We start from the raw sequence: 13,709 nt of genomic DNA on the forward strand, positions 1-13,709 counted from the left end.
AACTATACTTTTCTTTATAGAAAGATAGATTCGGATGTCTTCAATGATTGATGAACGATTAAAAACTGCGATAAAGCAGGGGAATCTGGAGCAATTTAAAAAATTAATATCGAATTTAGAAGATGAGAATTTTCTAATCTTTGATGAAGAGGGCAATACGCTAGCACATCTTGCAGCAATCTACGATCAACCTGAAATTCTACAAGTACTTATCAACAGGGCTGAGGAACTGAATAGCCCCATTTTGAGTACTCCTAATGACAATGGGTTCACTCCTCTAGAATGTTCCCATATCTATTCATCATCAAAGGCCAAGCCTTTATTAGAATCTAATCCCCATTTAAGTACCTCAACTAGGTTGGTTGTTGAAAAAAATTATGAAGAATTAAAGAAAGTATCTCCAAGTGGCTTTCGTAGAGAAGGGCTTAATAAAATCACTATGGTTGCGAGCGCATTGGATGCAACCGCTTTAACCATTCTTTTGGGCATAGCAAGAATTCCTGAGTTTTTACTTCGTCATCAAACTAAAAATGGTTGGTCCGGCGTCCATTTTGCCGCATACAATGATCGATCAGATGTAATTCAATTATTTCCTGAACAATTCGCAATTGAAGTCACCGATAATCAAGGCAATACTCCTTTGATGATTGCCGCAGCGAGAGGAAATTCAAAAACTATTGACTTCTTGCTTGCAATAGGTGGGAATCTGCATCAAAAAAACAAGCAGGGGGAAAATGCAGTTTTTCTTGCCGCGGAACAGGGACATTTAGACACACTTAAATTTTTGGATAAAGAGGGTGTTGATCTCATGGTTGTTAATGACAAGGGGGAGAATGCCTTAATGGTGGCTGCTCGCAATGGACATGCCGATTGCGTGGAGTATCTTTTGGCACGAGATGTTGCTGCCGAACTTCACAATAAGCAAGGTAAAACAGCGTTCCAATTCGCATTGGAAGCAAAGCGATTCGATATAGGCGATTTGCTGGTCACTCATAGCACTGCACAGGAACAGCAACTGGCTTTGTTTGATGCCGTAAGACGAGGGGATTTAGCGACGGTACAATGGCTAGTAGCGCATGGTGCTTCTCTATCTGCGACAGATGAAAATAAAATGACCCCAATGCTGTTGGCAGCAAGTTTGGGTTATGTATCATGTGTTGATTACTTTATGAATCAGGGTCCTGCTTCGATTCATGATAAGGACAGTGAAGGAGATAACCTGTTTTTTGTGGCCATAAAATACCGCAATATATCTCTTGTGAAACATCTGATTGCTCGAGGTTTATTTTCACCAGAAGATAAAAATGCTAAAAGGAAGACTCCTTTATTAGTAGCAGCTGAAGTGAACTACGGTAAACTCGTCGAGTTTTTCCATCAAAAGGGTTGCGCATTGGATGCCCGCGATGAAGAGGGAAATACTGCTTTTCATTTGTTAGTGGCTAAAGGGTATATAGGAAATGCGATGGAATACCTACTTACCCATAGCCCAGCCTTGATTTTAGAAAAAAATAGTAAAGGTGAATCCCCCCTACATACAGCAATTAGGCTTAAGCAAAATGATGGATTAGTGGAAATGCTGCGTTTAGTTACCTCTCAGCCACACTTAAAAATGCAGTTGATTGAAGCCCGAAATGATCAAGGTAATACGGCCTTATTGTCGGCTATTGAATATCAAAATTCAGTAGCAATACCTGTGCTTATGGCGGCAAAGGCTGATGTTTTGGCCAAAAACAATAAAGGTCAAACAGTGATTTCTATTGCATACTTGAATGCACTTCCTCAAGAATCCGTAACACGTTTTTTTGAAGCATACAAGATTGATTATAGCGAGTATTACCTTCGACGCCGGCTTTATTTTATCTTTGGCGGAGAAAAACTAAACCAGGTTCTTCAATTTCCTAATGCAGAGGTCAAATTTGGTTCAGGTTTATTCGATGAAGGAGTAGCGGTTCTTAATGAGTATTTAAAGAATTTTATCCAGGAGAAACATCCGGAATATTCTGAGCGGTTTGGACAACTATTAATTGCATTGAGTAAACTTCAATCGGACTCCACAGCATTTGATATATTAAGTCGTTTGGAGCATGAAGATATGGCTTTTCAGGCAACTGGTTTTGCGGGGCATAGTGTACTTGCCACTTTAAAAAATATGGCGGATGGAAGTATGAAGTTATCCCTTGCTGAACGTGGTGCGCGGGTAGGGGGGGCTCCTTTTTTAAATGATGAAAACAAGAAATTTGCGGCTATCCGATCAATTATTGTCCCCGAAGAAAAACGTCAAGGGGTGATTGAGCTTTTGGCTCAAGCAAAAAATGAACCCCAGGCAAAGGGAGTCGATATCTTATTTAAACAAATACCCGAGTTTGTGGGCGAACCCTATCAGTTTTCGAATATTTACCAAAAGAAATTTTTAGATATTTGTTTTTACAGTAACCCCAAAACAGGTTTATATGAACAATTTATTGAGATTCTAGGAGAAGAAGGTGGAAAAGCGTTTTACAAAGAATTTGAGCTTTATATGCGTGAACAAGAATTAAAGAAATATACAGAGTTTCGCCAGCGAAATCATCCCGATGAAAGCGTACAAGAAAATCCAATTATTGTTACTGCGCAGGAACTTATTGACAAAAGGCAGGCAGCATTGCCTGCTTCACCAAGGTCTGGTTAACAAAAGCAGGTATTTTTCCATTTTAAGCTGAATTCCGAGGCATTATTAATAATCAAAAATCAGCTGATGAATTAGAGCGTTATGCTAGAGATAAAATTGATTTTTTAGCCAAAGCAAGCTATCTTTTAAATAGGTGGGTCCAATTTATACACAGTTTGTAGAAGGTATAACATGAAGAATCAGATATCAGATCTTCATGGACTGAAATCTGTTAGGCTTCAGGATGATTTGCTCGTACTGAGTCGAATATATTCTTTACCTCAGTTAGGTTATGTAGATATTTCAAAGCAAGAAATTATTACGGAAATAATAGAACGTTGGTTTATATTAAAAGAATTTAGTGACATCAGCTCAAAAAAATAATATAGGACAAAAGCATGCCAGTAATTGCGCTACAAGGACTCCGCGGCGGAGTAGGTGTGACTTCGATTGCTGCAGGGTTGGCTTGGGCTTTACAACAGTTGAATGAATCAGTATTAGTAATTGATTTTACAACAGATAATTTGTTGCGCTTGCATTTTAATATGCTATTTGAACAAAAAGAGGGGTGGGTACGTTCCTATCTGGAGAAACATGACTGGAAAGAAAGTATCTACTCTTATAACCGTCGGTTGAGTTATTTGCCTTTTGGGAAAATAACTCAAGCTGAGCGAGTTGAATTGGAAAATAAACTGCAGGAAAATCCATTTTTTTGGCAAAAAAATATAGAGGATGTATTGGCTAAAAATGAGTATCGTTGGATTTTGCTTGATCTGCCATCTGACGATACATTATTGACCCAGCAGGGCTTGGAGAGCGCCGATTTTGTATTCTTGTTGTTAACCCCAGATATTAATTGTCATACGCGTTTGCATCAACAAAAAATTCCGAAGCATTGTTATTTTTTAATCAATCATTATTCACCCGCCAAGCCATTACAAAAAGACTTGTATCAATTGTGGCAGCGGGTATTACCCAATTTTTTACCAATAATACTACATAGTGATGAAGCAATTGCAGAGTCACTTGCTGCCAAAAAGCCAATTGGCGAATTTCATGCTCATAGTCTTATTGCCAATGATATCAGTGAATTAGCCAATTGGTGTATGAACAATGACTCTAGGGATGCATAATGAGTAAAATCTTACATTTGCTCTTATCACATGATGGATACAAAAAAATTGAGAAAACTTATTATCATTTTCATCAGCATAATACCTCACTGTTGACTACGATAAGTATTATTTTATTTCAAATAACCAGCTGGACTTTTTTAAGGTTGGAGTCTCCCAGTTGGCAATGGGTACGTAATAACCATCATTTTTGGTTCCCTCATATTTCAAGAAAACATCCACGACCCGGAGATATCGTTCGTTATTTAATTCAAGGTTTATGGCTTATTTTTTTCTATTCAGAACGCAAAATAAAGACCCATCTTTTACAGCGTGGCCTTGATTATTATTATTCCTGGATAGAAAAGCTTCCTTATAAGATAGAAAGCAACCGAATAGCGAAACAAACAGCTATGAATTTTGAACGCACAAGTAGAATTGTACGGCGTATTTTGTTTATCATACTAAGTATTTTTTCAGCCATACTGTTGTTGATTTGTATTACCCAGCCTTTTAAACCCATTGCTCAATTTATCTTTGTAGTCCTGCTCTGGGTCATGGCGATGAGCATTCGTAAGGCGCCTGGACATGTATGTACCATTATGTTGGTTGTTCTTTCTGTAATTGTTTCATGTCGTTATCTATGGTGGCGTTATGCTTATACCTTAGTATGGGATGATGTACCCAGCATGGTATTCGGAAGCTTACTTATCTTTGCAGAAACCTATATTTGGTTGGTTATGATATTAGGATATTTTCAAAGTATTTGGCCATTACATCGTAAGCCTGTGCCTTTGCCTTCTGATCATTCTGTGTGGCCCAGTGTCGATATCATGATCACTACTTACAATGAAGATTTGAGTATATTAAAACCAGGAGTTTATTCCGCTTTAGGCCTAGATTGGCCTAAAGCAAAGCTGAACATCTATATTTTGGATGATGGCAATCGTCCTGCATTCAAAGCATTTGCTGAGGAAGTAGGGGTACACTATATAGCACGTCCTACCCACGAACATGCAAAAGCAGGCAATATTAATTATGCTTTAAAACGTACAAGTGGCGACTTAGTGGCAATTTTTGATTGTGACTATGTCATTACCCATCCTTTTTTGCAGTTAACCGTTGGGTGGTTTTTAAAAGATCCTAATCTCGCTATTTTACAAACGCCGCATCATTTTTTCTCACCTGATCCTTTCGAACGTAATTTGAAATCCTTTCGAAAAACCCCAAATGAAAGTTCGTTATTTTACGGTGTGGTACAGGATGGGAACGATACCTGGAACGCAACTTATTTTTGTGGCTCAAGCGGTCTCATGCGACGTGCTGCTTTAGAAAAAATTGGTGGTTTGGCAGTAGAAAGCGTTACTGAAGATGCTCATACCTCATTGCGACTTCAACGTCTTGGCTATAACTCAGCTTATATTCGTATCCCTTTAGCAGCGGGCTTGGCAACAGAAAGCCTTGCAAACCATGTTGCCCAACGTATCCGTTGGGCACGCGGCATGGTACAAATTTTACGTATGGATAATCCTTTATTAGGTAAAGGATTATCCTTAGGACAACGTCTTTGTTATTTTAATGCGATGTTGCATTTTCTTTCTGGGGTTCCCCGTTTAATTTTCTTCATTACCCCTGCGGCATTTTTGGTTTTGAATGCATATGTAGTCTATGCTTCTGGAGTGATGATTTTGCTTTACGCCATACCTCATATCGTACATGCAGTTTTAACCAATGATCGCATTCAAGGCCGATTCCGTCATTTTTTATGGAATGAAATTTATGAAACGGTAATGGCCTGGTACATTGCTGTCCCTACCACCATGGCTTTAATTAACCCACGTAAAGGAAAGTTTAACGTGACGCCTAAAGGGGATATCAATGAAGAAGAGCATGTAGACTGGATGACAGCAAGACCCTATATCGTCTTATTATGCATTAATATTGCAGGTCTAATCGCGGCTGCCTTTCGTTTGTCAGTTGATCCTGCCGCAACAATTCTTGCGGTGCTTATTACTTCCATCTGGTCTGTATATAACATTGCTATTCTTGGTGGCGCGTTGGGTGTAAGTATTGAAGCCAGGCAAAGACGGAGAGCACCTCGGGTAACATTTGTTATGCCAGCAGCAATTATGCGAGCTGATGGTCATGTGTATCAATGTACCCTGCGAAATTATTCTGATAAAGGGGTAGGAATACAAATGGAAACTGAAGGTTTGTTTCAATCTGGTGATGAGATAACCCTGTTACTCAGACGTGGTCAGGATGAATTTGCCTTCCCAGGGACTATTGCTTATACATTTCATCATAATGCAGGAATTCAATTACATGAGTTCTCCCTGAGACAAAATATCGATTTCATTCAATGTACATTTGCTCGCGCAGATGTTTGGACATTATGGCAGCAAGAGTTTAGTCAGGATAAGCCTCTGAAAAGTATGCGTGATGTATTTGTTCTGGACTTGCGTGGTTATTACGATATCATAGAACATACACCAGCTAGAGTTCGTAAGATGCTCCTAAGCTTTACTAACGCAATTATTTGGATGGGAACATTTCTCCCTCACAGGCCTAAATTAAAGAACTATCCTTAAGCATGGGTTATTGGAATAAAATATAAAAACTAATGGATGAGATAATGATAAGAAAAATAATCTGGATTGCTTTACTGATCATGGCGGGGGCTAGTATTTCTTCGCAAGCTGCTTCTGCGGCATCAGCAAATTCCATGCAAGCGGCGCAGCCCATATTATCAACTACCGCCAACACTCCAACACGTACAATCCATTTATATTTTAATAATTTAAATCAGCAACAAGGCAACTTTACTTTAGGTAATTTTACTACTGGAAAAAATATAGAATTTACGGTGCGTAAGGATGAGCTGATATCTCAAGCGGTATTACATCTGCAGTTTATTCCTTCGCCGGCGCTTATTCCGTTATTATCGCAACTCAAAATATATTTAAATGATGAGTTAGTCAATGTTATTGCAATTAGTGACGAACAACTGGGTAAATTAAATTCTGTGGATATCCCTATAGATCCTCGTTATGTCAGTGATTTCAATCGCCTGAGACTGGAGTTTATTGGCCACTACAAATCAATTTGTGAGAATCCAGCACACAGCTCAATATGGTTAGATATTGATAAACTCAGCTCTCTTGAATTGACCTATCAAACATTACTCGTGAAAAATGATCTATCCCATTTTCCAGAACCTTTCTTTGATCCATTAGATAGTAATCCATTAAATCTTCCTATCGTGTTTACTAACCAACCCAGCTTGATGCAACAACGAGCCGCAGCAATTTTAAGCTCATGGTTCGGCAGTAAGGCCTTATGGCGTGGAGCCTCTTTTCCTGTCTTATTGAATCAACTCCCTACAAGGAATGCTGTAGTATTATTCACAAACCAACAAAGACCTGATTTCTTGAAAGACTATAAGACTGTAAATGCGCCTACCGTCGAAATGATAAGTCATCCCAATAATCCTTATATCAAATTACTGTTGATTTCTGGGCGTGATGAACGCGATTTATTGACTGCTATTCAGGGTCTAGTGCAAGGTAACGTGCTTTTTAGAGGAGCTCGTGTTACGGTTGATAACGTAAAAATGCTAGAACATCGACAGCCTTATGACGCACCCAACTGGATTCCTACGAATAAACCAGTAACTTTTGCCAAATTAGAGGAATTTGAAGGACAATTGCAAACAAAAGGATTTACCCCTTATCCAGTTTCACTTCGATTTAATGTGCCTCCTGATTTGTTTGTTAATCAAGGCAGAGGCATTAATTTAAGTTTAAAGTACCGTTACTCAATTCCCCCAGCTGCCAGCATGTCACAATTGAATATTGGCTTGAATGGTTCTTTTGTGAAAAGTTATCAGTTGGAGTCGCATCAGGAACATCCTTTTGCTGATAATATGGCTGAAACAAGTCAAACACTCTATATTCCAGCACATTTAGGAGCACACAACCAATTCACTTTTGATTTTGCATATGGGACTCAAATTGCTGGAGGAATGCAAAATGATCAATGCATTACCTATCAGGTTGTTAACAATTCAGGGCTTATTGATCGTTCTTCCACTTTGAATTTATCTAATTATTCTCATTTCATCACGATGCCTAATTTAAATGCTTTTATGAGTTCAGGCTATCCTTTCAGTATCCTGGCTGATCTCTCGCAAACAATAGTATACATTGATCCGCAATCACAGCCTGAAGCTCTAAGTACCTTATTAAATGTTATGGGCAATATTGGTGCAGCAACAGGTTATCCTGTTCTATCGATGACTTTGACAGATGATTGGTCTCAGGTTCAAAATAAAGATGCAGATCTTTTAATTATCGGGTCTTTACCCAAAGAGCTTAAAAATAATGAAGATCTCAATTTGTTGATCAATAAAACACAGGATTGGATTAAAAAACCTCTAAATAACAATACGATGCCTGATATACATCGCGAGACTCCTTTCAGCATTGCTGAGAGTAAAACTACGATTACTGCCATGGGTTCTTTGGCAGCAATTCTCGGCATTCAATCTCCCTTTAACAATAAGCGCAGTATTATTATTCTATTGGCAGAAAATCAGCAGGGCTTTGAATTACTCAATAATGCACTATCTAACAATAAAAATGTTGATAAAGTCTTTGGTTCGCTCGCTGTAATTCGTAATTCTGGAATTGATAGTTTCAGAGTAGGCAAGATCTACCATCTCGGTTATTTACCATGGGTGGAGCGTTTTTGGTTATCATTGCAAAAACATCCTATCAATTTGGCGCTTTTGTCTCTTTTAGCTGCGATAGTAGTGACCTTTTTGATTTGGAATGGTTTAGCAGTTATTAATCGTCGTCGATTAAAAGGTAGTCAACAGGATAAAGCGTGATTTCTAAATCAAAAAATAAAAAATTTTTGTTGTTATGGATCCTGTCTACAATGTCTATTTCAAATGCCATTGCAAATACGCAATGGCCAATTTGGGATAAATTTAAGCAGTATTACATCAGCGTGGATGGGCGAGTCATTGATCCACAACTTCCAGAAAGAAAAACAACATCCGAAGGGCAAAGTTATGGATTGTTTTTTGCTTTGGTTGCCAATGATCAACCTATGTTTGACAAATTATTACATTGGACTCAAAACAATCTTGCTGCGGGTGATTTGACAAAACGGCTACCTGCATGGGAATGGGGACAAAATTCCAATAAGAAATGGACTGTTTTAGACACTAATTCGGCGGCTGATTCGGACTTATGGATTGCTTATGATTTACTTGAAGCAGGACGTTTGTGGAAAAATAAGCGGTATGATGCTTTGGGTAAAGAACTGCTCAAACGTATTCTTAAAGAAGAAGTAGTTCAAATTCCGGGTTTTGGACTTATGGTACTTCCAGGTCAATTTGGATTTAATTTTAAAAAAACTTGGCGAGTTAATCCAAGTTATTTACCTCCACAGTTATTTGCTCGATTTGCCAAATTAAATAGTAAATGGAGAGTTATTGAGCGTAATAGCAGACGTTTGTTATTAGAAACTTCTCCTAAAGGGTTTGCACCGGATTGGGCTATTTGGAAAAAGAATAGTGGTTGGCAGCCTGATCTGAAGTCCCCTAATGTGGGTAGTTATAATGCAATTCGGGTCTATCTATGGGTAGGAATGTTAGCTCAGGATGCACCTCAAGCAGCAGAATTGATAAAACATTTTTTACCTTTTATTAATTTGACACAACAATTGGGTTATCCCCCAGAAAAAATTGATATTGTCAGTGGTAAAACGCAAGGAAAAGGCTCTATTGGTTTTACTGCTGCTCTGTTACCCTTATTAGCAAATAATCCTCCTGAGCTCGCAATACAAAGACAACGTGTTGAAGCAGTGGAGTTGACTGCGGATAGTTATTACAGCTCAGTGCTAAGACTCTTTGGACAAGGCTGGGATCAAAATCGATTCCGTTTTAATGCCCAAGGCGAGCTGATATTACCTTAGTTAAAGGCAGCATACGCGTAACCTGCATCCTGTGTCGCTTAGATAATTCATGGACAAAAATAGCTGAGGCAGGTCGGGCCTTTGCACGACCTGCAAGTAATCATTCTAATGTATTTCCAAATTCTTAGTGGAATGTTCCAGTCGGTCTAACAAAGCAGCTGTGCGTGTACTCAAAGTTCCCTCAGCAACTCTTGGAAATTCTTCTTTAATTGCTGCAATGGCATTAGAAATACTCATCGTCTCTGTATGGGTTATTAATGCACTTAGAGCGTCTATTTTGATTTGTTTTAAAGCCTTATTGGGATAAGGCCAACAACTTTCGATTTCCAATGTTAATTGATCAATGGTTCGATTAATTTCCTGCAGCTGTTGCTCGCTCAAGGAGGAAGAAGCTGATTGAGTTTTAGGTTGTACCGATTCCTTAGGTGGAGAGAAGAGACCATTTTGAGCTGGGGAAGAAATTATTCTTGTTGGATCAAATGAATTAGTGGGCAAGCTGGAAGCTTGTTGAAAAAATTGCTCTTGAACTATAGGTTTTGAAGAGGGAACTTCTTCAATTGCTGTGGGTTGAGAGGATTTTGGTAGCTCCGGAATGGGATCAGGAGCAACAGATGCTTTCGGGGGGGTGAGGACCTTATTCTCATCAGTTGGATTTATGGAAATTTTATTTAGCTGTTCTCCGGTAATTTTAGCATTGCTTTTTGCTTGGTTCCCAGTTTGTACTTGGATAGAGGGCTCGATTCCATGTTCTGAAATGGAGGGCGGTTGCTGTGTTGTGATGTGAATGGAAATAGTATCTTTAATCTCTTTGCCTAATGGTGTATCGAGAGAATTTCCTAAATTGCGCTCTATAATTGTTGCGTAAGCTTGGGGATTAACGCCAAAACTATTTAAGGGTGCAGTTGAGAGCGCGCCTATATAAGTTTGACTGGTTTCATTTTTTTTATTTAAAAACAAAAGATGCCTTTTAGAAGGAGGCGATTTCCATGGTCCTCCTATATCAGATAATCCATAAATAACGTCGCTATCTGCGGGTATATGCAAGGCGCAAGGATTACCCAGTTGGTTAAGTCTCTCTGCAATAAAAATCACATTTTTAGTTGTTTTAACTACATTCTCCAGTTTTGCTTTTTTTAATGCCTTATCAAAGGATTTTTCATGATCATTAGGATGATAAATGAGGTTTAACTTAGGAAATGCTTTGGCTGCTTTCATTAAGGCCGCAAAATACATTTCGGGTTTACCACCGTGCGCGCCTAAACCGGCTGCAGGCATTGCGATGTATTGGCGTCCTTCCTTTTGTACCGCATCAAAAAGGTTGTAAAACATTCCTTCAATAAAACGGATCTGAGATTCTTTATCCAGATGATTGTCAAGTCCACCGCTGAGATTCAAGCAAGGACTTGAAAGCAAAAGCAAGCTCGGGTTATTTTCCTCGATTTTTCCTATACGAACTGTGGTATGGGCTCTTTTGTGAGTGCTCATAATGGTATCAACGAGCAAATCAATTTCTTGGACATGACATACTCCAACCGCAAGATTTTCCCAGTGAATTCCATTAGCCTCTAACGGTAACGCCTCTTTTTTCTTCCCGGCCAGTTTTTCAAGTAGGACTTTTTGGTACAAACCCGCAGGAAAAAGCGCTGTATTGACATATATTTTGCCGCTGTGTAGCAAGTGATCAAGACGCTTTCCAGTGATTATTAATTTTTTATCGGTTGTTTTAGCAGTAAAACCATTTATCGTAACATCTGCGTTACCCGAAGTGTGAATCGCTGGTGTAGGGCTTGAAAGTATGGCGCTTGGATCCTTCATCCCTCCTAATGAAGTCAGGAGTTGTTGGGCAGGTTTTTGAGAAAATGGAATGGTGTAGGTATGGCCTCCTTCCATGGTTTTATATTTTTGTGAAAATAGGCCAACCTCTTTTTCAACCTCAGTGATTATTTCTTTCAGCCCCATAATTACTAGTCCTTGTATTAGTGCTTGGCCTATATTAGAGAACGGCAGTATTTGGCGCATCGTGCGCCAAATTTCACCTTTCGAGTACGTATTAATAGTACAGCAAAAATGGCCAATAATAAGCCAATAAAGTTAGGATATCCTATTCATTATATTCGTTCAATGCGTTTAGGAACTGGCTTCCATAGTGTGCCAGTTTGTGTTGACCTACACCAGGTACTGCGAGTAACTCTTCCTGGTTTCGAGGTTTGGTCTCTGCCATTGCATGGAGGGTTGCATCGCTGAAGATCATAAAAGGTGGTTTGTTCTCTTCATCGGCCAGTTTACGTCTTAAAATTCGCAGCAGTTCAAACAGCGGGCTGTTTGTTGTCTGAATTGAACGCCGTTCTTTGGTTTTCTTTTTATTGCTTTTTATATCGGTATTGGCCAGGGTCAATGATATTTTTTCTTCACCCTTTAGTAAAGGAATTGCTTTAGGAGTTAATTTAAGAACATTAAAATGGTTCATATCCTGTATACAATACTCTTTATGAATAAGTTGCCAGGCCAGCTGTTTCCAGTATTGGGCTGACTTATCTTTACCAATCCCAAAAGTACTGAGTTGTTCATGACCATATTGTTTTATTTTATCCGAAGAACTGCCACGTAATACATCTATGGTATGGGTTAAACCATAATTTTGCCGTAAACGATAAATACAAGACAAGAGTTTTCGCGCATCCTCTGTTGCATCAGAGGTTGTTGGTGGATTATCACATACATCACAATATTGGCATTCTGTATCACATACTTCATCAAAATAACGCAATAAAATTTGGCGACGGCAATGCGATGCTTCAGCAAAAGCAAGCATGTGGTTGAGCTTATTGTTTTCCACTCGTCTTTGTTCATCAAGCGGATTGTTTATAATCCAGGAGCGCAATCGAGCACTATCTGCAGCATCATAAAGTAAAAGTGCTTGTGCTGGTAGGCCATCACGTCCCGCACGCCCGGTTTCTTGATAGTATCCTTCAATATTTTTAGGTAGATCGTGATGAACGACAAAACGAACATTAGGTTTATCAATCCCCATCCCAAAAGCAATCGTAGCAACAACGATGTCAATACGATCATACCTGAATAACATTTGTACTTCTCGGCGTTCTTTGTGCGGCAGTCCGGCATGATAAGCACGGGCTTTAAACCCCATTTCTTGTAGTTTTTTTGCAAGATTTTCTACGCCCGTACGGGTTCCACAGTAAATAATTCCCGATTGTTGTTCCACTGTTTGTAAAAACTGATTTAATTGCCTGACGGCATTGGTTTTATGAACAACTTTATAATGAATATTCGGTCTGTTAAATGAGGCAATGTATTTTTTAGGGGTATAATTTAATTGTTTAACTATATCCTGACGTGTTTGTTTGTCCGCAGTTGCAGTTAAAGCAATAATTGGGATATTAGGAAAATGGGTTTTTAAAACTCCTAGAGCTGCATATTCAGGACGAAAATCATGACCCCACTGAGAGATACAATGAGCTTCGTCAATCGCAAAAAGTGCGATATGGCATTCTTTTAATCGTTCTAAAAACGATGCGTTAATTAGGCGCTCAGGAGCAATGTACAATAAATCCAATTCATCATGATGTAATTGCATCAATACATTTTTCGCCTCTTCACTGGTTAAAGAGGAATTATAATAAGCAGCGCGAATTCCTTGTAATCTTAAGGCAGTTACCTGATCCTCCATTAAAGCAATTAATGGCGAAACAACGATGCCTATTCCTGGTCTTACTATAGCTGGGATCTGATAACATAGGGATTTTCCACCGCCGGTGGGCATTAAAACAAGAACATCGTGTCCAGCAATAACATCATTAATAATGTCTTCCTGAGGTGTTCTAAACGAATCGAAACCAAAGTACTCTTTGAGTACAGCAAGCGAGTTTTGATTGCGAGTTATAGGTGCCGCAAGAGTTTCCATGTGATTATTCTTATTCTTTTCAAGAGCGCTAAACGGTTGCAAT

Annotated in this window: 8 protein-coding genes; 6 read left to right on the plus strand and 2 right to left on the minus strand. The window is 38.9% G+C overall.

Going from position 1 to position 13,709, the window contains the following annotated elements:
* Window positions 1-34: 34 nt before the first annotated feature.
* From EL022_RS08090 to bcsZ, 6 genes are all read left to right on the plus strand, one after another.
* Window positions 35-2,668: an ankyrin repeat domain-containing protein gene (locus tag EL022_RS08090; RefSeq protein WP_241972140.1), complete on the plus strand. Its 2,634-nt coding sequence runs from the start codon at window positions 35-37 to the stop codon at window positions 2,666-2,668.
* A 171-nt stretch (window positions 2,669-2,839) separates the two neighbouring features.
* On the plus strand, window positions 2,840-3,031 hold the full coding sequence (bcsR, locus tag EL022_RS08095) for a cellulose biosynthesis protein BcsR (RefSeq protein ID WP_028382170.1): 192 nt from the start codon (window positions 2,840-2,842) through the stop codon (window positions 3,029-3,031).
* 14 nt (window positions 3,032-3,045) lie between these two features.
* Window positions 3,046-3,780: a cellulose biosynthesis protein BcsQ gene (gene bcsQ / locus EL022_RS08100; protein WP_028382169.1), complete on the plus strand. Its 735-nt coding sequence runs from the start codon at window positions 3,046-3,048 to the stop codon at window positions 3,778-3,780.
* Entirely contained in the window at window positions 3,780-6,350 is a 2,571-nt protein-coding gene (bcsA, locus tag EL022_RS08105) for a UDP-forming cellulose synthase catalytic subunit (RefSeq protein ID WP_028382168.1), read from the plus strand. The genes bcsQ and bcsA overlap by 1 nt, the downstream gene beginning before the upstream one ends.
* Before the next feature lie 44 nt (window positions 6,351-6,394).
* A complete protein-coding gene (bcsB, locus tag EL022_RS08110; protein ID WP_028382167.1) occupies window positions 6,395-8,650 on the plus strand; it encodes a cellulose biosynthesis cyclic di-GMP-binding regulatory protein BcsB in 2,256 nt (751 codons plus the stop codon).
* Complete coding sequence (gene bcsZ, locus EL022_RS08115) at window positions 8,647-9,744, plus strand: cellulose synthase complex periplasmic endoglucanase BcsZ (RefSeq protein ID WP_278043693.1); 1,098 nt, start codon at window positions 8,647-8,649, stop codon at window positions 9,742-9,744. Before bcsB ends, bcsZ begins: the two co-directional genes overlap by 4 nt.
* 105 nt (window positions 9,745-9,849) lie before the next feature.
* Here bcsZ and EL022_RS08120 read toward each other — a convergent pair whose 3' ends face one another.
* Together EL022_RS08120 and recQ are read right to left on the minus strand one after the other, a co-directional pair.
* A complete protein-coding gene (locus EL022_RS08120; RefSeq protein ID WP_126325154.1) occupies window positions 9,850-11,763 on the minus strand; it encodes a hypothetical protein in 1,914 nt (637 codons plus the stop codon).
* Window positions 11,764-11,845: 82 nt separating this feature from the next.
* A complete protein-coding gene (gene recQ, locus EL022_RS08125) occupies window positions 11,846-13,666 on the minus strand; it encodes a DNA helicase RecQ (protein ID WP_028382164.1) in 1,821 nt (606 codons plus the stop codon).
* Window positions 13,667-13,709 lie beyond the last annotated feature (43 nt).

This window comes from Legionella cherrii (assembly GCF_900635815.1).
In the GTDB taxonomy this organism is placed as follows: Bacteria; Pseudomonadota; Gammaproteobacteria; order Legionellales; family Legionellaceae; genus Legionella; species Legionella cherrii.

Coding starts and splice junctions, on each gene's coding strand:
- EL022_RS08120 (WP_126325154.1), bottom strand. CDS start 11,763: ATGCGCCAAATACTGCCGTTCTCTAATATAGGCCAAGCACTAATACAA.
- bcsR (WP_028382170.1), top strand. CDS start 2,840: ATGAAGAATCAGATATCAGATCTTCATGGACTGAAATCTGTTAGGCTT.
- EL022_RS08090 (WP_241972140.1), top strand. CDS start 35: ATGTCTTCAATGATTGATGAACGATTAAAAACTGCGATAAAGCAGGGG.
- recQ (WP_028382164.1), bottom strand. CDS start 13,666: ATGGAAACTCTTGCGGCACCTATAACTCGCAATCAAAACTCGCTTGCT.
- bcsA (WP_028382168.1), top strand. CDS start 3,780: ATGAGTAAAATCTTACATTTGCTCTTATCACATGATGGATACAAAAAA.
- bcsB (WP_028382167.1), top strand. CDS start 6,395: ATGATAAGAAAAATAATCTGGATTGCTTTACTGATCATGGCGGGGGCT.
- bcsQ (WP_028382169.1), top strand. CDS start 3,046: ATGCCAGTAATTGCGCTACAAGGACTCCGCGGCGGAGTAGGTGTGACT.